At 60.5% G+C, this 21,547-nt stretch carries 16 protein-coding genes; 9 read left to right on the plus strand and 7 right to left on the minus strand.

What is annotated here, in order from left to right; translation table 11 throughout:
• Window positions 1-14 precede the first annotated feature (14 nt).
• From ACG9DO_RS08620 to ACG9DO_RS08660, 9 genes are all read left to right on the plus strand, one after another.
• On the plus strand, window positions 15-3,236 hold the full coding sequence (locus tag ACG9DO_RS08620; RefSeq protein ID WP_173216237.1) for an efflux RND transporter permease subunit: 3,222 nt from the start codon (window positions 15-17) through the stop codon (window positions 3,234-3,236).
• Complete coding sequence (locus tag ACG9DO_RS08625) at window positions 3,236-5,728, plus strand: heavy metal translocating P-type ATPase (protein WP_173214095.1); 2,493 nt, start codon at window positions 3,236-3,238, stop codon at window positions 5,726-5,728. The genes ACG9DO_RS08620 and ACG9DO_RS08625 overlap by 1 nt, the downstream gene beginning before the upstream one ends.
• Window positions 5,725-6,363, plus strand: coding sequence for a cation diffusion facilitator family transporter (locus ACG9DO_RS08630; protein WP_152434343.1), 639 nt, complete (start codon window positions 5,725-5,727; stop codon window positions 6,361-6,363). Before ACG9DO_RS08625 ends, ACG9DO_RS08630 begins: the two co-directional genes overlap by 4 nt.
• Before the next feature lie 64 nt (window positions 6,364-6,427).
• Window positions 6,428-6,829: a hypothetical protein gene (locus ACG9DO_RS08635; RefSeq protein ID WP_271438921.1), complete on the plus strand. Its 402-nt coding sequence runs from the start codon at window positions 6,428-6,430 to the stop codon at window positions 6,827-6,829.
• Between the two features lie 121 nt (window positions 6,830-6,950).
• The gene (locus ACG9DO_RS08640) at window positions 6,951-8,186 is read left to right on the plus strand and encodes a TolC family protein (RefSeq protein WP_152434344.1); all 1,236 of its coding nucleotides are present in this window, start codon (window positions 6,951-6,953) and stop codon (window positions 8,184-8,186) included.
• On the plus strand, window positions 8,183-9,673 hold the full coding sequence (locus tag ACG9DO_RS08645; protein ID WP_173214097.1) for an efflux RND transporter periplasmic adaptor subunit: 1,491 nt from the start codon (window positions 8,183-8,185) through the stop codon (window positions 9,671-9,673). The genes ACG9DO_RS08640 and ACG9DO_RS08645 overlap by 4 nt, the downstream gene beginning before the upstream one ends.
• Window positions 9,670-12,837, plus strand: a complete 3,168-nt coding sequence (locus ACG9DO_RS08650) for an efflux RND transporter permease subunit (RefSeq protein WP_152434346.1) — start codon at window positions 9,670-9,672, stop codon at window positions 12,835-12,837. Before ACG9DO_RS08645 ends, ACG9DO_RS08650 begins: the two co-directional genes overlap by 4 nt.
• A complete protein-coding gene (locus tag ACG9DO_RS08655) occupies window positions 12,834-13,196 on the plus strand; it encodes a copper-binding protein (RefSeq protein ID WP_172970324.1) in 363 nt (120 codons plus the stop codon). Before ACG9DO_RS08650 ends, ACG9DO_RS08655 begins: the two co-directional genes overlap by 4 nt.
• 139 nt (window positions 13,197-13,335) lie before the next feature.
• Window positions 13,336-15,666, plus strand: a complete 2,331-nt coding sequence (locus ACG9DO_RS08660; RefSeq protein WP_173214099.1) for a heavy metal translocating P-type ATPase — start codon at window positions 13,336-13,338, stop codon at window positions 15,664-15,666.
• Window positions 15,667-15,681: 15 nt separating this feature from the next.
• On the opposite strand, the gene ACG9DO_RS08665 is transcribed toward ACG9DO_RS08660, so the two are convergent.
• The 7 genes from ACG9DO_RS08665 to ACG9DO_RS08695 form a co-directional block, all read right to left on the minus strand.
• A complete protein-coding gene (locus tag ACG9DO_RS08665; protein WP_173214101.1) occupies window positions 15,682-17,031 on the minus strand; it encodes a rhodanese-like domain-containing protein in 1,350 nt (449 codons plus the stop codon).
• A 71-nt stretch (window positions 17,032-17,102) separates the two neighbouring features.
• The gene (locus tag ACG9DO_RS08670; protein ID WP_173214103.1) at window positions 17,103-17,807 is read right to left on the minus strand and encodes an NAD(P)-dependent oxidoreductase; all 705 of its coding nucleotides are present in this window, start codon (window positions 17,805-17,807) and stop codon (window positions 17,103-17,105) included.
• Window positions 17,808-17,900: 93 nt separating this feature from the next.
• Window positions 17,901-18,389, minus strand: a complete 489-nt coding sequence (locus ACG9DO_RS08675) for a DUF6692 family protein (protein WP_173214105.1) — start codon at window positions 18,387-18,389, stop codon at window positions 17,901-17,903.
• Window positions 18,386-18,913 (minus strand): DUF305 domain-containing protein, encoded by a 528-nt coding sequence (locus ACG9DO_RS08680; protein WP_010412760.1) that lies wholly within the window; start codon window positions 18,911-18,913, stop codon window positions 18,386-18,388. Before ACG9DO_RS08680 ends, ACG9DO_RS08675 begins: the two co-directional genes overlap by 4 nt.
• The gene (locus ACG9DO_RS08685; protein ID WP_173214107.1) at window positions 18,910-19,323 is read right to left on the minus strand and encodes a potassium channel family protein; all 414 of its coding nucleotides are present in this window, start codon (window positions 19,321-19,323) and stop codon (window positions 18,910-18,912) included. Before ACG9DO_RS08685 ends, ACG9DO_RS08680 begins: the two co-directional genes overlap by 4 nt.
• Window positions 19,320-20,069, minus strand: a complete 750-nt coding sequence (locus tag ACG9DO_RS08690) for a glutaredoxin (RefSeq protein WP_173214109.1) — start codon at window positions 20,067-20,069, stop codon at window positions 19,320-19,322. Before ACG9DO_RS08690 ends, ACG9DO_RS08685 begins: the two co-directional genes overlap by 4 nt.
• 111 nt (window positions 20,070-20,180) lie before the next feature.
• Window positions 20,181-21,464 carry an APC family permease gene (locus ACG9DO_RS08695; RefSeq protein ID WP_234030307.1) on the minus strand — a complete coding sequence of 428 codons (1,284 nt, stop codon included), beginning with the start codon at window positions 21,462-21,464 and terminating at the stop codon, window positions 20,181-20,183.
• Window positions 21,465-21,547: the final 83 nt, after the last annotated feature.

The following is a 21,547-nucleotide window of genomic DNA, read 5'->3' on the forward strand; positions in this document are numbered from 1 at the left end:
GCAGCCATGATGGCCTGATTGGCGGCGTCCTTGACTGGTCGGTGCGCAATCGCTGGGCGGTCGTAGCCCTTGCCCTAGGTGTTGCCATTTGGGGCGCGTTCAATCTAGCAAAACTGCCGATTGATGCGGTGCCGGACATCACCAATGTTCAGGTGCAGATAAACACCGAGGCACCGGCCCTCTCGCCCTCGCAGATCGAAACGCAGGTAACCTTCCCTGTCGAAACCGGACTAGCCGGTATCGAGGGACTTGAGATGACCCGCTCGATCTCGCGTAACGGCTTCAGCCAGGTCACCGCGATCTTCGAAGAAGGCACCGACATCTACTTTGCCCGGTCGCAGGTCGAAGAGAGGATCGCCAACCTGGCCTCTTCGCTTCCTGCAGGTGCGGAGCCGTCAATGGGTCCGATTGCAACCGGTCTCGGCGAGGTGTTGATGTATACCATCGAATTCGAGCATCCGGGTGGAACCGATGCGCCCAAGGGTGGTGCTGTTGGCTGGCAGAAGGACGGCAGCTTTCTCACGGACCGGGGCGAGCGATTGGACACGGCGGTGGCAAGAGCCGCCTATCTGCGCACGGTACAGGATTGGGTTGTCGCGCCGCTGATGCGTACGGCCGACGGCGTGGCGGGCGTGGACTCGATCGGTGGCTTTGAGAAGCAGTACCTGGTGCAGCCAGACCCCGACCGCCTCAACGGCTACGGCGTTTCGCTCGACCAGCTGATTACCGCGCTCGAAGCGGCGAACCAAGCCGAAGGCGCCAACTTTGTCGAAAGGGCTGGCGAAGCTCTTCTTGCACGGGTCGATTCCCGGCTGAATTCCGTAGAAGACATTGCGCAGGCAGTGGTGGCAACGCGCGAAGGTGTGCCGATCCGCGTCGGCGACGTGGCAACGGTCGAGATTGGCGGCGATCTCCGCACTGGTGCAGCCTCGCTGAATGGCGAGGAAGCCGTCGTGGGTACTGTGCTGATGCGCGCAGGCGAAAACAGCCGCACCGTAGCTGCGGGTGCTGCCGACAGGCTCGACGAGGTACGGTCGTCGCTTCCAGCAGGAGTTGAGGCGGAGATCGTCTACAACCGTTCGACACTCGTCGATGCGACCATCGTGACGGTACGCAACAACCTTGTCGAGGGCGCGCTTCTCGTCATCGTTATTTTGTTCTTGCTGCTTGGAAACATCCGCGCCGCGATCATTGCAGCTCTGGTCATCCCTTTGTCGATGCTGATGGCAGCTATTGGCATGAACCGGCTTGGCGTATCTGGCAATCTGATGAGTCTTGGTGCGCTTGATTTCGGCCTGATTGTCGATGGCGCTGTAATCATCGTCGAAAACAGCATCGCGCGCCTCGCCGCAAGGCAGGAGCACGAGGGACGTTTGCTCACACTGCGCGAACGCCTTGCCGAGACGCGGGCAGCGGCGCATGAGATGATCAAGCCAACGGTGTATGGCCAGGCGATCATCTTTCTGGTTTTTGCGCCACTCCTCACCTTCACCGGGGTTGAGGGCAAGACATTTTCGCCCATGGCCATCACGGTGATGCTGGCACTTGCCTCGGCATTCATCCTCTCGCTCACGTTCGTCCCCGCGATGATCGCTCTCTTGCTGAACAAGAAAATCAACGAACAGGAAGCAAAGCCCATCCGAATGACAAAGGAGCGCTATGGTCCGCTGCTGCGCAGAGCGCTTGCCCGTCCATGGCCTGTCATCGGTACCGGAGTCGGCGTGTTCGCGCTCGCGGCGCTTGTCTTCAGCTTCATCGGCAGCGAATTTACACCGCAGCTCGACGAGCGTGATCTGGCTGTCCAGTCATTGCGTATTCCTTCCACCCCACTGGAGCAGTCGCTTACAATGCAGCGCCAGGTTGAAGCGCGATTGAAGCAATTCCCGCAGGTTGAGCTGGTATTTTCGCGCACCGGCACGGCAGAGGTCGCGACCGACCCCATGCCGCCGAACATCTCGGATGCCTATGTTATCCTCAAACCGCGCGAAGAATGGCCTGACCCCTCGCTGTCTAAGGATCAACTTGTAAGCGAGATGGAAGAGGCGCTCGGCAATCTCGTTGGCAATCTCTATGAATTCAGCCAGCCCATCGAGCTGCGCTTTAACGAGCTTATCGCAGGCGTTCGCGGCGATGTCGCGATCAAACTCTACGGCGATGATCTCACGGCCATGACTGCGGCTGCAAACCAGGTCGCGGTCGTGCTCCGCGGTGTCGAGGGCGCGGCCGATGTGAAGGTCCAGCAGGTTTCGGGTTTTCCGACGCTCGATATAGCCTTCGATAGGCCAACGATTGCGCGCTACGGCCTCACGGTCGAAGACGTGGCGCAGTCCGTTGCCATAGCGCTTGGAGGTCGAAACGCAGGGCTGGTGTTCGAAGGCGATCGACGTTTCGATGTCGTGGTCAGGCTATCGGATGCAAATCGCAATGACTTCGACCAGCTCGGATCATTGCCGATCGTGCTTCCCAATGGAGGAACCGTGCCGTTGCGCGCAGTGGCAAAGTTTCAGGTGATCGATGGCTTGGCCGAGGTCCGGCGCGAGCAGGGTCGCCGGCTGGTGATTGTGTCCGCCAACGTTCGTGAACGTGATCTTGGGTCATTCGTCGAGCAGGCACAGTCCGAGGTTGCCGCGAATGTTGATTTGCCGTCCGCATCGTTCATCGAATGGGGCGGTCAGTACCAGAACCTGCAACAGGCTCAGCAGCGTCTGCTGATCGTGGTTCCGCTCGCCTTCGGCGTCATCTTGTTGCTCCTGTATTTGGCGGTCGGCGGTTGGGTCCCTGCGCTGGCGGTGTTCAGCGCAATCCCTATGGCACTGGCTGGCGGGGTCTTTTTCCTGGCTCTGCGCGGCATGCCTTTTTCCATCTCGGCAGCGGTGGGGTTCATTGCTCTCTCCGGAGTTGCGACGCTGAACGGCCTCGTCATGATCACAGCGATCAAGCAGCGTCTCGAGCAAGGCTTGGAACTGGGCGACGCGATCATCGAGGGCGCGATCGCGCGGCTGCGGCCGGTGTTGATGACAGCGCTAGTTGCATCGCTCGGCTTTGTTCCGATGGCGCTTGCGACGGGAACCGGGGCCGAAGTGCAACGTCCATTGGCTACGGTTGTCATTGGTGGGTTGATCACCGCCACCGCGCTCACCCTGTTCGTATTGCCTGCCATTGTAAGCCTGATCTTCGCGAGAAAACCGCGCGCGACCCAGGTTGAGACATCAGCAGCAGCGAGGAGCGACAGCTAGTGACACGGAATATCGAACTCGAACTATCGTCGCTTCTCCCGGACATTCCGAGCGACACCGACAGATGTATCGCTCGGCTGCAGTCGTTGCTCAGTTCGCGGGCAGGTGTGCATGGGGTCGAGGTCGTTGAAGGATCGAACAGTGCACCTGCCCAGCTTGCAATATCTTACGATCCCGATCGTCTCACGATCGCGCGGATCAGAGAACTTGCGCACGTAGCAGGAGCGGAAATTTCCGGGCGCTACGGGCATGTTGTGTGGCAAACCGAGGGCATTAATTCGGTGCGCCGGGCGCAGACGGTCGCAGATCTGGTAGCCCGCGAATCCGGCGTACTTGAAGCAAATGCCGATGCGAGCGGAAAGCTGGTCGCCGAGTTCGACCGCCGGCGTACCGATGAGACCGCGATTGCCAATGCGCTGCAAGAACTGGGGGTTTCAATCAAGGCCGACAAAATCGCCGCAAATGCCAGAGATGCTGAAGAACACCGCCATGACGATAAAGATCATTCCGGGCACAGTCACGGCGGCATCTTCGGCGCTAATACTGAACTCTTTTTCTCGCTCGCTTCGGGCGCATTTCTCGCCATCGGCTTCGGGATCGAGAAGCTATGGGACGGGCATCCGGTCTGGCTGCCGTTCGCTTGTTATATAGTGGCATATTTCTTCGGAGGCTTCTTCACTCTCCGAGAGGCGTGGGACAATTTGCGCCTCCGCCGGTTCGAAATCGACAGCCTCATGCTTGTCGCCGCTGCGGGCGCCGCCTTTCTCGGGGAATGGGCCGAAGGCGCGCTACTGCTGTTCCTGTTCAGTTTCGGCCACGCGCTCGAACACTACGCGATGGGGCGCGCGAAGAAAGCTATCGAAGCGCTCGCCGGGCTTGCCCCGGACACCGCACGGGTAAAGCGCGGAACTGACGTAGTTGAGATCCCGGTCGAGGAGCTTGCGCTAGGCGACGTGGTAATCGTGCGTCCGAACGAACGCCTTCCGGCTGATGGCTTCATCCTGGACGGCGTCAGTGCCATCAATCAGGCTCCGGTGACCGGCGAAAGCGTGCCGGTCGACAAGAGCGCGGTTTCGGATGTCGCTTCTGCGCGCGCCAATCCTGACAATCTTGCGGATGACAATCGCGTCTTCGCGGGGACGATCAACGGATCGGGCGCACTCGAAGTGGAAGTGACCCGGCGATCGAGCGATACGACCCTAGCCAAGGTCGTCCAAATGGTGAGCGAAGCCGAGGCTCAGCAATCTCCTACCCAGCGCTTCACGCAGCGCTTCGAGCGAATTTTCGTGCCTGCCGTGCTCGCTCTGGCCGGCCTGCTCCTTTTCGCATGGGTCGTCATCGACGAACCCTTCCGCGACAGTTTCTACCGGGCGATGGCGGTGCTTGTGGCTGCCAGCCCCTGCGCTTTGGCGATCGCGACCCCGAGCGCGGTCTTGTCCGGAGTGGCCAGAGCAGCGCGCAGCGGCATTCTGGTAAAGGGCGGCGCGCCGCTCGAGGATCTCGGTGCGCTCAAGGCCATCGCGTTCGACAAGACCGGTACTCTTACCGAAGGCGAACCCCGCATTACCGATGTCGAACCCGCGCAGGGTGTATCTGAAAACGAACTGCTTGCGATTGCTTCGGCGGCTGAAAATCTGAGCGATCATCCCCTGGCACAGGCGATTGTCAGGGACGGCAAGCAGCGGCTTGGCGATGAGACTCTGCCCGAAGCAACCGATCTCGAAAGCTTCACAGGCAAGGGCATCACCGCGCTTGTCGGCGGTGAGCGGGTGTGGATCGGAAAGCTCGAAATGTTCGGGCAAGATGGGGTCCCTCCGCTCAGTGCCGAACTGTCGGATGCTATAGAGTCCATGCGCGAGCGCGGGCGGACGACGATGGGCGTTCGCTCGGAAACGCGCGATCTCGGAGCGATCGGCTTGCTCGACACGCCGCGTGCGGCGGCAAAGGCGACGCTCGAAGCGTTGCGCGGCCTCGGGATCACCCGAATGATCATGATCTCGGGCGACGACCAAAGAGTGGCCGATGCGGTTGGAAAGGAAGTCGGCCTCGACGAGGCCTGGGGCAATCTCATGCCCGACGACAAGGTCAAGGCCATCCGCAAGCTTGCCGGCCAGGACAAGGTTGCGATGGTCGGAGACGGGGTCAATGACGCTCCGGCCATGGCGAACGCAACGGTCGGAATAGCAATGGGGGCTGCCGGATCGGACGTTGCATTGGAGACAGCCGATGTCGCGCTGATGGCCGATGATCTCGCCCGACTGCCTTTCGCCGTCGATCTGAGCCGACAGACCCGGTCGATCATCCGGCAGAATATGATCGTCAGTCTCGGAATTGTCGTCGTGCTCATCCCGGCAACCATTTTCGGTCTCGGGATAGGCCCCGCTGTCGCGGTTCACGAAGGATCGACACTGATCGTGGTCGCCAACGCGCTCCGGCTGCTGGCGTATAAGGAGAAGGGCGGCACAAAAGAGAGAACGGGGAAGCCAGTATGAGCTGCAACGATGACTTCGATCTGGATTCGGCGGACAAGCGACGCACATTGTGGATCGTATTGTGGCTCAACGTCGCAATCGCGGTTGGTTTCTTTGTCGTTGCCTATTTTGCGGACTCGAACGCGCTCTTGGCCAACGGGCTCGACAATTCATCCGATGCATTTGTCTACGCGCTCAGTCTTCTGGCTCTCACCCGTTCGCAATCCTGGAAACGAGGGGCCGCGCGTTTCTCAGGCATTATGCTCCTAGTCTTCGCCGGAGGCGTTATCGCCGATGCCGTCAGGCGTTTCATCGAAGGCTCCGAGCCGGGCGGCCTGATGATGATCGCCATGGCGGGCATCGCGGCGGTGGTGAACCTCATATGCCTGCGCATGCTCCAGAAGCTTCAGCAAAAGGATGTCAATCTGCGCGCAGCGACCACGTTTAGCTTTAACGATTTCATATCGAACGGCGGTATCATCGTCGCCGGGATCATCGTTATGCTTACAGGCGCAAATTGGCCGGATCTCGTGGTTGGGATCGCGGTTGCTGGCATCGCCCTGTATGGCGGGATCGATATCCTTCGCGATGCGCACAGGGATAAGCATGAGGAAGCGGGCACCCAACATATCAAAGGCGACGAATTCCGAAGATGATGCTCGAATTTTGCATTTTGGCCGCTGGATTGCCTCGGCTCCTTATTCAGACTATCGCAGCTTCGTGAAATTTGTTCGCGCCTTGACCCTGATTTGCTTCAGCTTTGGACTGCTTGTGCAGGTTGCTGCGCAGGCGGCCGTTCCGCAGAGCGAAATGGCTGGGTCGGCTGATTGTGCTGAAATGGCGCAAGGCATGGCCGAGCACGGCATGTCTGAACACGCGATGCCCGAACAGATGGTTTCCGAAACGGACCCGGCCGAACAGCATGGCTCATGCTGCGAGATGAGCCTCGATTGTCTCGTAGCCATGAATTGCCTGCCACCGCTGGCGCTTGCGGGTCCGGGACTGGCGCATGCAGGACCGTTTCCTGTTGCGCCTACGTATCTGGCCGCTAGCGCCAACAGGCTCGACAGCCAGCCTCGACCGCCGGAATCTCCGCCTCCACAAACCGAACTCACCATCTAGCATTTCCCGGGCGGTGCTCTGCGCCGTTTGCGAGCTTGACGGATTACTTGACTTGCGCCGTGTCGATTGACGCGTACGCCGAAGTCGTTCCCGGCCAGTTCGCTTTGAAAGAGTGAGAATTATGGATTGGCGAATTGGCTGGGTGCCGTTTTCGGCACTGCTCGCCGCGCAAGCTGCGCAAGCGCAGTCTGTCGGATACGAGGAAGCACTTGCAGCGGTGCGGGGCGAGCAACCCGTTTTGGAAGCTGGCGCGCTGCGTGTACAATCACGGCGCGAGGCTGCGGAAGCGGCGGACGAGCTTCCCGACCCGCGTTTACGCGCAGGGGTTATGAACCTTCCGGTAAGCGGACCCGCGGCGTTCGAGCTTGACCGGCAACTTCCTACGCAAGTCGCCATCGGTATCGAGCAGGAGATACCCAATCTTGCGCGGCGACGGGCGAGGTATGGCGTTGCCAGTTCCGAAGTTCGGGTGGCGGAAGCACGGCTCGGTATGGCGGAGCGCAATCTTCTCGCAAGCGCTGGAACCGCTTGGGTCAGCTTGTTCTACGCGCAAGAACGCCTCGATCTCGCCAGCACAGCGCTCGATGAGCTGCGAGCCTTCATCCCTGTTGCCAATAGCGCAGTTGCGTCGGGCTCGGCCCGCCCGGCCGAAAGCCTCGTGATACGGCGCGAATTGCTTGGGATCGAGGATGCAGCGACGTCGATCGAGGCCGAGCGCGAGACGGCGCAAGCGCAGCTTTCCCGATACATACCGTTCCCTGACCCGGTTGCCTTGGGTGAGGCTCCCACGGCGGCTCTGGATGAAAACCAGCTTCGCTTCGAACTGGAAGGGAATCCCGAACTCATTCTGGCCGATGCGGAACGAGACCGGGCCGAAGCCGGTGTCGCGCTCGCTCGCGCTGAAAAGAGGCCGGATTTTGGGGTGAGCGTCAACTATGGTCGTCGCGACCAGGCGTTTGGCGATGCGGTGTCGGTCATGGGGTCGATTACTCTTCCGATCTTCACCGACCGGCGGCAGAATCCGCGCATCGCCGCCGCCGAAGCCGATGCCGCTGCCGCTTTGGCCGAACGCGAGGATCGCAGACGCGCGCTGGTCGCGGATTTCGAAGCCGATCTCGCCACTTGGCGCAGCACTATGCGCCAATGGCGCCGCGCGCGTGATGAACTTCTTCCGCTCGCGCGTGACCGCGTTGACCTCGAGACAGCCAGCTTTGCGGCCGGGCGTGCCGATCTCGTCGATGTGATTGCGGCGAAATCCGCACTTGCCTTGCTCGAGCTGGAAATTCTCGAACGCGAACAGGCGGCCGTGCAGGCGGCGGTCGAGCTACAACTCACATACGGGGAGGGCAGGCCATGAACTCCGTGCTCGAACGATTTACGCAGCGCCGACGCATGTTTGCGGCTGGGCTAGGTATTGCCCTTGTCAGCCTGGCTGCTGGCTACGGTCTTCACATGCTCGGCGGCGAGAGCAGCGGAGCTGGCTCGCCGACGGATACTGACTGTGAGGATGTGCTTTATTGGTACGATCCGATGGTGCCCGGACAACGTTTTGACGAGCCCGGTAAGTCGCCCTTCATGGACATGATGCTGGTTCCCAAGTGCGCCGGAGAAGCTGCGGAAGCGGGCGTCCGGATTGATCCCGGCCTTGTGCAGAATTTCGGAATTCGCACCGCAGCAGCCGAGTTCGGCGTTCTCGAACCGGAGATCACCGTTACGGGTGTCCTCGCATACAACAGCAGGGATATAGCTATCGTCCAGCCGCGCGCGGGGGGCTACGTCCAACGCACCTATGGCCTTACGCAGGACGATGTCGTCAGTCGCGGCGCTCCGATCGTCGATATTTTGGTCCCTGATTGGGGCGGCGCGCAGCGCGAGTACATTGCTGTGCTCAATACTGGCGATCGGGCGCTGGCAGATGCGATGCGGCAGCGCATGCGATTGCTTGGAATGAACGACGCAATGATCGCATCGGTCGAACGCACACGCAGAGCCCAAAACACGATCACCGTCACGGCTCCGGTGGGCGGTGCCGTAACAATGCTTGGGGTGCGCTCCGGCATGACTGTAATGGAAGGTCAGACTTTGGCCGAGATTACGGGCTTTTCGCCGATATGGCTTGAAGCTTCGGTTCCTGAAGCCCAGGCCGCAAATATCCGGCAGGGCCAGCCCATCAGTGCGACCCTGGCAGCGTATCCGGATCAGCGATTTGCGGGACGGATTGTTGCCATCCTTCCAAGCGCCGATGCCGCGAGCCGAACCATCACCGTCCGGGCTGAGCTACCCAATCCGCGCAGCAGGTTGAAACCAGGGATGTTCGCGCAGGTGTCGCTTTCACCCGACACACGGCGAGCCTTGCTGGTACCGTCGGAGGCGGTCATTCGAACCGGACGCCGAAATCTCGTGATGCTCAAGCAGGATGAAGGCGCGTTCCTGCCTGCCGAGGTCGAAATCGGGCGCGAAGCGAATGGCAGGACAGAGATACTCGCAGGCCTTGCGGAGGGCGAGCAGGTCGTCACTTCAGGTCAGTTCCTGATCGACTCCGAAGCAAGTCTTGGCGGGATCGACGTCAGGTCGATCGATGGGACCATGAGCATGGCGTCGGACGGCTCGCCAAAGATGAGGGCATACACCGCTACGGGAAGAGTGACGAAAATCGCTGGTGCTTCGATCACTCTCAACCACGCGCCGGTTCCCGCCCTCGAATGGCCAAGCATGGTCATGCCCTTCGCCCTCGCCGACGCCGCTCTAGTTGACGGTATTGAACCGGGCGACAAGGTCGAGTTTACCTTCTCGCAGCACGACACCGGTCCGCGCATCGAATCCATTCGGAAGACCGACCGATGATCGCGCGCATAATCGATGCCTCGATCGCCAATCGGTTTTTCATCGTTCTGGCGGCCTTCGCGGTCGCGCTCGCCGGCTTCTGGGCGGTGCGCGCAACGTCTGTCGATGCGATCCCAGATCTGTCTGATGTGCAGGTCGTGGTGCGGTCGAATTATCCGGGGCAAGCTCCGCGCATCGTCGAGGACCAGGTCACCTATCCGCTCGCAACGACGATGCTCTCGGTGCCGGGCGCGGAAACAGTGCGCGGCTATTCGATGTTCGGCGACAGCTTCGTCTACGTGATCTTCGAGGATGGGACGGACCTCTACTGGGCGCGTTCGCGCGTGCTCGAATATCTCAACCAGGTGCAAAACGAATTGCCCGACGGAGTGACCAGCTCGCTCGGGCCGGACGCGACGGGCGTAGGCTGGATTTACGAATATGCGCTGGTTGACCGAACGGGGAACAGCGACCTTGCTGGCCTTCGGAGCCTTCAGGACTGGTTCTTGCGCTATGAGCTGCAGACCATTCCGGGCATCGCAGAGGTCGCCAGCGTCGGCGGCATGGTCAAGCAATACCAGGTCGTCCTGGAGCCTTATCGCATGGCTTCGCTTGGCGTCACTTACAGCGATGTCGTGCGCGCCATACAAGCTTCCAATCAAGAGGCTGGCGGATCGGTGGTCGAAATGGGCGAGGCCGAGTTTATGGTCCGCGCTTCAGGCTATCTCACGTCTCTCGACGACTTCCGGCAGATCCCTCTCAAATCAGTCGGGAACGGTATACCGGTTACTCTATCCGATATCGCCACGATCCAGCTTGGCCCCGAAATGCGGCGAGGAATCGCCGAACTCAATGGCGAAGGCGAAGTCGCAGGCGGTATTGTTGTGCTTAGACAAGGCGAGGATGCGCGGGCAACGATCGCGGCTGTCGAAGAGAAGCTCGACGTGCTCCAGGCCAGTCTTCCTGAAGGGGTCGAGATTGTCACGACCTATGATCGTTCGAAGCTGATCGACGCCTCGATCGAAAACCTGACCGGAAAACTCATCGCCGAATTTATCATCGTCGCGATCGTTTGCGCGCTGTTCCTGTGGTATGTGCGATCAGCATTGGTGGCGATCGTCACGCTTCCATTGGGGGTGCTGGCGGCCTTTATCGTGATGCGGTTCCAGGGGGTCGATGCGAACATCATGTCCTTGGGCGGCATCGCCATCGCAATCGGCGCGATGGTCGACGCTGCCATCGTCATGATCGAGAACGCGCACAAGCATATCGAGCATTGGGAAGAGGACCATCCCGACGAGAAGATGTCCAACGATGAGCGCTGGAAACTGATTGCGGACGCATCGAAAGAGGTGGGGCCAGCGCTGTTTTTCAGCCTCCTGATCATAACCCTATCGTTCCTGCCGGTGTTTACTCTGCAGGCGCAGGAAGGGCGGCTCTTCTCCCCACTGGCCTTTACCAAGACCTATGCCATGGCGGCGGCCGCCATTCTGTCGGTGACGCTGGTTCCCGTTCTGATGGGCTGGCTGATCCGCGGGAAGATACCCAAGGAGGACACCAACGTCCTCAATCGCTTGCTGACCAACGCCTACCGGCCCGGTCTTGATTGGGTAATGCGCCGACCGAAAACCACTTTGGTTGTGGCCGGACTGGTATTCCTTACAGCGCTGATCCCGTTCACCCGTCTTGGAGGAGAATTTCTTCCCCCGCTCGATGAAGGCGATCTCCTCTACATGCCGAGCGCTCTGCCTGGCCTGTCTCCTGGTGAAGCGTCCGCATTGCTTCAGCGGACGGACCGACTGATCAAATCCGTACCGGAAGTCGACACCGTTTTCGGAAAAGCGGGGCGGGCCGATACAGCGACCGACCCCGCGCCGCTCACGATGTTCGAGACAACCATCCGGTTCAAGCCGCGCGAAGACTGGCGGCCGGGCATGACGCCAGAGAAGCTCGTCGACGAGCTCGATCGTGCTGTGCAGGTGCCGGGACTCGCCAATGTCTGGGTGCCCCCGATCCGCAACCGCATCGATATGCTCGCGACCGGTATCAAAAGCCCGATCGGCGTGAAAGTGTCCGGCGAGGACCTTGCCGAAATCGAGCGCGTAGCTTTGCAGGTCGAGAATGTCGCAAAACAGGTTCCTGGCGTCAGCTCCGCATTGGCAGAGCGTCTTTCGGGAGGCCGCTATGTCGATGTGGACATCGACCGGGTCGCTGCGGCGCGTTTCGGGCTGAATATCGCCGATGTTCAGCAAATTGTGTCAGGCGCGATCGGCGGCGCGAATATCGGACGGACAGTCGAAGGATTGGCGCGATATCCTATCAATGTCCGCTATCCGCGCGAGATCCGCGACAGTCTCGGAGAACTGCGCGCGCTGCCTTTGCTAACCCCCTCTGGCCAGCAAATTACGCTCGGCACCGTAGCGCAGGTGAGCGTCAGCGATGGCCCCCCCATGCTCAAGAATGAGCAGGGCCGTCTTATCAGCGTGGTCTATGTCGACACGCGCGGGCGCGATCTTACTTCGGTCGTAAGCGATCTTCAGGAGGCGGTGTCAGAGGGCGTCGATCTGCCTGCCGGTGTGAGCATCTCTTACGCGGGCCAGTTTGAATATCTCACCCGCGCCAATGAGCGGTTGCAGGTCGTCGTTCCCGCGACGCTCGGCATCATCTTCGTTTTGCTGTACCTGATCTTCCGCCGCTTCGACGAAGCGCTACTTGTTATGGGCACACTGCCCTTTGCCCTCACCGGCGGCTTCTGGCTGCTCTATCTGATGGGCTACAACCAGTCTGTTGCGACATCGGTGGGTTTTATTGCGCTTGCCGGTGTGTCTGCCGAGTTCGGCGTCATCATGCTGATCTACCTCAAGTCTGCGCTGGCCCGGCGCAGCGGTGCCCTCGATGCGGACGGCGTGGGCGAAGCCATCAGGGAGGGTGCTCTTCTGCGCGTGCGTCCCAAGGCGATGACCGTGGCCGTCATTCTTGCCGGTCTCTTCCCTATCCTCATTGGAACCGGCGCAGGTTCGGAGGTCATGAGCCGCATCGCCGCGCCGATGGTGGGCGGCATGATCACCGCACCGCTGCTTTCGATGTTCGTTATCCCCGCCGCATATTTGTTGATGCGGCGCCCCCGGCCCGAACGGCCAACCCAACCCCAAGGAGAAGAAGAATGCGTACCACAACCCTCATGAGCCTACTGGCCCTTCCGCTGGCGATGGCGGCCTGCGATTCTGGCCAGGACACTGCCCAGATGAACGACATGCCGATGGCAGAGAATGAAATGATGGACGGCGAAGATATGCCGATGATGGAACCTGGCAGCGGAATGCAAACCGCCAACGCAGAAGGCACGGTCACTGCAATCGATGCCGAAGCGGGCACGATAACCGTCGACCACGGTCCGGTCCCGGCGATCGAATGGCCTGCGATGACCATGGCTTTTGGAGCCGATGAACAACTGCGCAGCGAAGTAAGCGTCGGTGAGGGAATTGCCTTTGAATTTCGTACTGGTTCTGAAGGCAATGTGATCACGTCGATCACGAAGCAGTGAGTCGGTTGGGTGGTGCCTGGCAAACCTGGTGCCGCCCAATGAGATGCGGGGCGACCGGAATCTGGTATCGTGACGGCAATTCGAAGGTATTCGGCACAAGGCTGTAAGAGGTCTGCTGTAGAGTGAGAAAGGAAGAGCGATGAGCACGGACGCAAGCTTGCTCGAAGGCACCGCCATCGATCCCGTCTGCGGCATGAGCGTAGCGATCGACGGAGCAGAGCATATCGCGAAGCATGCGGGGGCCGAGCACTATTTTTGTTCGCCGCGATGTCACGACAAGTTCGTCACCGATCCCGAGCTCTATCTCTCGGGCGCGCATCTCGACGCGGTCGAGGATGTGCCCGAAGGCACGATCTACACCTGCCCGATGCACCCTGAAATCCGCCAGCCCGGGCCGGGTTCATGCCCGATTTGCGGCATGGCGCTCGAACCGGAAACGGTTTCGCTAGACGATGGCCCCGATCCCGAACTGGTCGACATGCGGCGTAGGTTCGGGTGGAGCGCGCTGCTCACGCTGCCTTTGTTCGTCTACGCGATGAGCGACATGGCACCGGGGCTCAGTTTCGACCGGCTGATCGAACCTGCCTGGGCGCAATGGGCGCAGTTTGCCCTTGCCACACCGGTTGTTCTTTGGGGAGCCTGGCCGTTCTTCGTTCGGGCCGTCCAGTCGCTCAAGACGCGCAATCTCAACATGTTCACGCTGATCGGGTTTGGCGTTGCCATCGCCTATCTGTTCAGCGTGGTGGCGACGGTCGCGCCCGATCTGTTCCCTGCGGCGTTCCGCGACCATTCGGGACGGGTCGGGATCTATTTCGAGGCGGCAGCGGTCATAACCACACTCGTTTTGCTCGGACAGGTCCTCGAGCTCAAGGCAAGAGGCTCGACCTCGAGCGCTTTGCGCGCATTGCTCGAATTGGCGCCGCCCAGCGCGGTCAAGATCTTCGGCTCCGGCGATGAGCGCGAGGTGCCGCTCGACCAGCTGGCCACAGGCGATCGTCTGCGCGTTCGACCGGGCGATAAGGTTCCGGTCGATGGCGAGATCGAAGAGGGATCGAGCGCCATCGACGAATCCATGATCAGCGGCGAACCGCTGCCGGTCGCCAAACAGGCTGGCGACACAGTCATTGGCGGCACGGTCAACCAGACTGGCGGGTTCGTCATGCGCGCGACCGGTGTGGGCAAAGACACGATGCTGTCCAAGATCGTCCAGATGGTGGCCGAGGCGCAGCGCAGCCGCGCACCGATCCAGCGACTGGCAGATCAGGTGGCGGGCTGGTTCGTGCCTGCGGTGGTGGTGATAGCCATCGCCACCTTCGTGGTATGGGGAATCTGGGGGCCCGCACCAGCGCTTGCCTATGCGCTGGTCAATGCCATTGCAGTCCTGATCATCGCCTGTCCCTGTGCGCTCGGTCTCGCTACGCCGATGTCGATCATGACGGGCACAGGCAAGGGTGCCCAGCACGGGATTCTGATCCGCAATGCCGAGGCGCTGGAGACACTCGAGAAAATCGATACGCTGGTGGTCGACAAGACCGGCACGCTGACGATGGGCAAACCCGATTTGGTGGCGGTGACGCCGGCAGATGACATCAAGGAAAGCGATTTCCTGGCTGCGGTGGCAGGTGTCGAAATGGGGAGCGAACATCCGCTGGCCTATGCCATTGTCGAGGGCGCGCGGACGCGCGGCGTTTCTCCTGCCAATGCCACGGATCTCGCTTCGACGACTGGGGAAGGCGTTGAAGCCAACGTCCAGGACCGCCGTGTTGCGATCGGAAATGAGAAGATGATGCGGCGCGTCGGGATCAATGACGAGGCCTGGCTGGGCTCGGCCGAAAATGGTCGCAAGCAGGGTCAGACGGTGATGTTCGTTGCGTTCGATGGCCGGCCGGCAGGCCTTATCGCGGTGGCCGATCCGATCAAGCCTACCAGCGCAGCGGCTATTGCGGCGCTGCACAAGCGCGACATCCGGGTCGTTATGCTGACGGGCGACAGCCGCAGCACTGCCGAAGCGGTCGCGCGCGAAATGAAAATCGATGAAGTGCATGCGAATGTCTCGCCCGAAGACAAGCACCGCAAGATCGAAGAGCTGAAAGCGCAAGGTCGCCGCGTCGGCATGGCAGGGGACGGGATCAACGATGCGCCTGCACTGGCCGCCGCCGATGTCGGCATTGCCATGGGCACCGGCACCGATGTCGCAATCGAAAGCGCCGGCGTGACGCTGGTTCGCGGCGACCTGACAGGAGTGGTGCAGGCCATCGTGCTGTCGCGTGGGACGATGCGCAACATCCGGCAGAACCTGTTTTTCGCCTTCGCTTACAACACACTCGGCATCCCGGTCGCGGCAGGCGTGCTGTATCCCTTCTTCGGAGTGCTGCTCAGCCCGATGATTGCGGCCGCAGCCATGAGCCTCTCTTCCGTATCGGTGATAGGCAATGCGCTGCGGCTGCGGGGTCTGCGCCTCGAAGTCTGAGAGGCCAAACTTCAGCTATACGCGTTTTTTCCAAGCGCCCATGGAGCCGAGATAGATGTCGAGGCGCTTGAAGCCCTGGCTTGCCAGCCAGCCCGCAGCAACGCTCGCCCGCATACCGCTCGCGCACATCAGCGTGTAATGGCGGTCGCGGTCGAGATCTTCCCACCGCGTGTTGAGCTCACCGACATAGATATGTGCTGACCCGTCGATCCTTGCTACTTGCCGTTCGTCCGCGTCGCGCACGTCGAGCAAGGTCCACTCGCCGCTGTCTTGATCGAGCCTGCGCGCGATTTCTTTTGTGCCGATCATGGGAATGCTGCGCATCGCTTTGCCCTGTGCGGCAGCTGGAACCACGCCGACATAGCCGCCGACAACATTATCGAGACCGATACGCACCAGATGGGCCATGGCCTGGGCTAGCTGGTCTTCCTCGGAAGCGATGAGGGCGATCCTGTCGCCTTCACTGAGAAACCATCCGGCAAAGGCCGGTATCATTCCCACCGGAAGGCACATGGCACCCGGCAGATGGCCGGCAGCGTAGGCGAGCGGCTCGCGCACATCGACCAAGTGATCGGCTTCGATCTCGTCAAGCTCTCCCAGCCCTAAGCGCCTTGGTCGTATGACCCGCGGCGCGGCATCGGCCCCTTCGAGGTTAAGCCGTTCCATCAGCCGGAAATAGGGAGGTTGGTGGTGGTGTTCTGCCACCTTCGCCTTGATGAACTCGTCGCGGTCGGAGATGCGCAGGCGAGGGTTGTTGCGTCGCTCGTGGCCGATTGTCGAGAATTCCCGATCCGCCATTCCCGACCCGCAGACCGAGCCCGCACCATGCGCCGGGTAGATAATCGCCTGATCGCCGAGGCCGCAAAGTTTCTGCAGTGAGTCGAACAGAAGGCCTGCGACCTCTTCCTTGCGCTCGGGATAGAAATCGGTGCGCCCGACATCGCCGACAAACAGGGCATCGCCGGTAAAGACGCCGACCGGTCCCTCGGAATATTCGCCGTCATGGATGATGAAAGCGAGATGATCGTCGGTGTGTCCAGGTGTTTCCAGCACCTCGATCCGCAATTGACCCAGCTCGAAACAATCGCCCTCGCGTGCGGTATTGGCAAAAACGATCTCGCCTGCCGCGTTGGGCCCGTGATAGACCTTGGCTCCTGTCAAATCGGCCAAGATCGGCGAGCCGCTGATCAGATCCTCATTGCGATGGGTTTCGAAGATGTGCGTTATCTCCAGTCCTTCGGCCCGCGCCTTTTCGACATAGATCTCGCAGTCCCGGCGCGGATCGATGACCGCTGCCTGTCCGCCCGAGCCGATGATATAGGAAAGGTGCGAGAGGCCAGGGGTTTTGATTTTCTCCAGAAACATACGATTTCCTTGTCTGTTGCTCACAACTTGCAACGTGCGGGCCTGTCACAAATCGCAAAATTATACGGCGCTCAATCGATCCCGAGTTCGGCCTTGATGGCGGCGGGACTTTCGAAATGTTCGGCTTCGGGCCTGCCGATGGCAGGCTTTGCGTTGATCCAGGTATCTTCGCACACGAAATCGAGCAGGCTCGCCGCGAGATCAGCATGACGGCAGCGGAAACAGCCTTCTGCCAAGCGTTCGTCCGTAATGACGGCATCGCCGGTGTAAGGCTCATCCAGCAGCCAGCCCGGTCGTGCGGCCGTCCATTTGATGCCTTGGGCGTCGCTGAGCATCGCTTCCATGGCGCGCATCTGCTCGAGTATATTGAACAATGCAGGCTTGGCGGTGAGTTCAAACCACGCCGGGACGCTCGACTGATGTTCGACGAAGGCAGCGGAGATCACGGCAATGCGGTCGATCTTCGTCTGTGCCATCGCCTCGAGCAGGTTGCGCGTGCCATCGGTATAGAGCGGCGGTGGATCCATCGCATTGCCCGGACCGAAAGCGACACCGAGCGTCGAGATAACCGCGCGGCAGCCATCGAGATCGCCCGCGAAATCGTCCGACAGCACATCGCATTCGATATATTCGAAGTCGCCCACCCGCTCGTCTGATCCAGGCACTGTGTGTTCGAAGGCGCGGATCGGTATGTCCGAGGCAAGGGCACGCCTCAATAGCTCGGTGCCGGTCTTCCCGCCCGCCCCGAAGACAGCGATGGGCCTCGTATCAGTCATCTGCTTGTTCCTGTTAAAACTGGCGGGGGCGACGAACGGAGGAGGCGCGGGCGCATGGGGTAGCCGGTGGCCCGCCCGTGCGCCCTGCCAGTTTCAGGCTCCTTCAGCCGGACAGGTGGTATAGCCCCAAAAGCCGAATTCATCCTTGGCTCTTGGCGCTGCGACGATCATCTCCTGCATTTGCAAGCCCGCATCGCCTTCACCATCCAACATACGGGTTTTGATCCGAAGCTCGCCATTCGAATAGCTACCGGGACCATCAGAAGCGACGGGGATCAATTTGCCATTGATCTTGATCGCTCCGCTCCCGTCACCGTCATAGACAAATGAGGGAAAGGCCACTTCGGTCAGGCGGAACTGGCAGGCCTGTCCTGCGCCCAGAGCAGCAAGGTCCGCGTCATTCATGGTCCCGGGAAGCATGAGGCCCGGGTCAACATTTGCCAGTGCACTGGCCGCATCCTCGATCGGCGCGGCAGTGGCAGGCGGGTCGAGCTGGGCTTCGCGGTCGTTGCCCGGAGCGGTGTTCGAATTGCAGGCGGCAAGCGGTAGCGCGATGAGCGCCGTGAAAGCTATCTTGTTCATGGCTGCATCTCCTCGGGCAGGCGTTCTTCGGTCCGAGGACCGTTCTGTTCGATATCGTCGATGAGATATTTCATCTCGGCGATTTCGCGGCGCTGGGCGACGATGATGGCCTGAGCGAGTTCGCGCACGCGAGGATCCTTCAGGCTCGCGCGTTCGCTGGTCATGATCGCGATCGAGTGGTGCGGGATCATCGCTGCCATATATTCGGTATCGTCGACGGTGGTCTGGCTGCGCACCAGCCACAGCGCGAGGGCGAACACGAAGGCGCCGACGCCCAGAATAATGAAGTTCTTGGTCCGGTCCTTGTACATGCCCCACATGAAGAGCAGCATGACAACCATCATCATCGCGCCCATGACAAACATCATCCAGAAGCGCGTTTCGCTCCAGAAAAGATCATCGACGGTAAAGGTGTTGGCATACATCAGGAAGAACATGATCACGGTCGAGGTCGACACCATGGCCATGAATCGCCAGTAGCTGCCGCCCCCTCCCTTGTCCGAGTGGGTCGTCTTTTCAGTCATGCTTTTTCTCCTTTTTGCATCATGGTCCAGAATAGCTGCGCCGAGCAGCTGATGAGAGCGAAGCCGGTGAGGGCCTCGACGCCGGCCAGAACTCTCAGGTGCTCGGTCGGATAAATGTCGCCCAGGCCCAGTGTGGTCACGTTGATGAGCGAGAAATAGAAGTAGTCCATCCAGTCCATGGAAGGCGCCTTGTCGAAACCTCCCAGGCCCCATTGCGCGCCCAGCCAGAAACCTGCTGCAAAAAGGATCGCGACCAGAAAATGCGACGCGAGCACGAGCAGCGAAACGGCAAGCTTTGCCAGCGTATCGCGGCGCCGGTCGAGAAGCCGGTGACCGACACCCAGAATGGCAAGGTGCGAAGCGACAGCCGAGAGGAACAGAAGGACGGCGAGAAGGAGCGCGGTGATCATGCGAGAAGCTTCGCGCCCATCCACAGACCCATTCCGATCATGAACAGATTTTCGGTCAGCGAGACGAAGCCGAGCGGCACATTGCTGCTGCCGCCCACGCAGGCGCATTTGAGCTCACGCTTGTCGATGTAGACAGCTTTGAAGACGCTGACAGCGCCGACGGTGCCGATGAACAATGCCAACGGAGCAGAAAGCCAAGTCAGCGCGCCCGCGGTCATGAGAATGCCGGCAGCGGCTTCGCCGAACGGGTAGACGAAGCCATAGGGCACCCAGCGCCGTGCGAGTAGGTCGTAGTTGAGGAACATCGTCGAGAAACTGCGCACGTCCTGAAGCTTCTGAACGGCGAGCAGGGTCATCGATAGGCTCACGAACCATTCGGCGGCCCGGACAGTGAAGAGGTTATCAAAAAAAGCCCAGCTCAGTCCGAGCGCGAGCAGAAGCGCGACCGCGAAAATCGCAATGACCGGCTGATAGCTGGTCTCGCCTTCCTCTGGCTGCGAACGGCTCTTGCCGAAGAACTCGCGGACATCGTCATAGCCGCCAATGCGCTTGTCTTCGATAAAGGTCTGCGGGGTGGTCTCGACGTTGTGCTTGTCCTTGAATGCGTCGGTTTCCTCCCTGCTGGTCAGGTGATGATCGTCGACCTCGAAACCTTGCCGCTTGAGAAGATCGACCGTCTTGATGCCATAGGGACAGACATGGTCCTCCATTACCATGCGGTAGACCGCCGCTGTTCGGGTCGTCATGAATCGCTCCATCTGTTTTGCCTGACGTGTCTCGTGCTCAACGCCGGTTTTCGGTGAACGGTTTCGAAAAACCCCGCTGCAAGAGCCTCAAGGCCCAGCGAAAAGTTGCCATCAACTCTTCTCTTCTGACCGATCATCTTTGTGAGAAGCGGGCGCTTCGGAATTGTCCGAAAGGTAAATCCATTCTCCCATGAAGACTGCGACGATGCCGATCGCCGCATAGGCGACAACGGCAGGATCGCTGCGCAATTTGGCCGCGGTAAAAGCTGCAAGGACCACGCCATCTGCCGCGAGTGCTGTAAGAAGTATTGTTGCGCGCGCGCCGACTTCCTTGCGCAGGTGACGCAGGACGCCCCAATGCACCAGCATATCCATGACGAGGTAGAAGAAGGCGCCCAGCGAGGCGATCCGCGACAGATCGAACAGGACGGCAAGCGTCCCGGCAATGACCACCGTATAGACCAGCATGTGGCTGCGAATTCCGCCGCTCATGCCGAAATGGCTGTGCGGGATCATCTTCATGTCGGTCAGCATCGCAAGCATGCGCGACACAGCAAATACGCTCGCGATCACGCCCGAAGTCGTGGCGGCGATCGCGATCGCGACGGTGAAATAGAAGCCCAGCTCACCCAGCGCCGGACGCGCCGCTGCCGCGAGCGAATAATCGCGCGCCTCGACGATCTCGGATATGCTCAGGCTCGAACCCACCGCCAATGCGACGAGCAGATAGATCACGATGCAGACCGCGATCGAGATCATGATGGTCCGACCGACATTCTTGTGCGGGTCGATGATTTCGCCGCCGCTATTGGTAATCGTGGTGAAGCCCTTGAAGGCGAGGATCGAGAAAGCAACAGAGGCGAGCATGGCTTCTGCATTCGTCAGCGAAACGGGCTGCGAAAACGCGCCTGATGAAAAACCGCTGGCCCAGATCGCCGCGACTGCGAACAGCGCGATGCCGCCGATCTTGATGGCGGACATGATGAGCGAGAAGCCGCTTACCGACTTGTTGCCCGCTGCATTGACGAGATAGGCGAAGATGATGAGGGCAAGCGCTGCGAGAGAAACGAGCCACCCGCTGCTTTCGAGGCCGAACGGGCGCAGCGCATAAGTCGCGAAGGTGCGGGCCACGAGGCTTTCATTGATGACCATCGAGAGCGCCATCAGGAGCGAGGCAGAGGCGGCGATCACGCCGGGTCCGTATGCTTTTTGCAAGATCATCGCGATGCCGCCCGAAGACGGCCATTTGTTCGACATCTTGATATAGCTGTAGGCCGCCAGCGAGGTTACCAGCGCGCCAGCGATGAAGGATAAGGGGAAGAGCGGACCGGCAAGCTCGGCGATCTGCCCGGTCAGCGCGAATATGCCGGCACCGATCATGACGCCGGTTCCCATCGCCACGCCGCCCAGCAGGGTTATCGAGCCAGCTGTCTCGCTTTGATTCTCGTGCTCATGGTCTTGCAAGACTTTCCCCTGTC

The organism is Altererythrobacter sp. GH1-8 (assembly GCF_043702085.1).
GTDB lineage: Bacteria > Pseudomonadota > Alphaproteobacteria > Sphingomonadales > Sphingomonadaceae > Erythrobacter.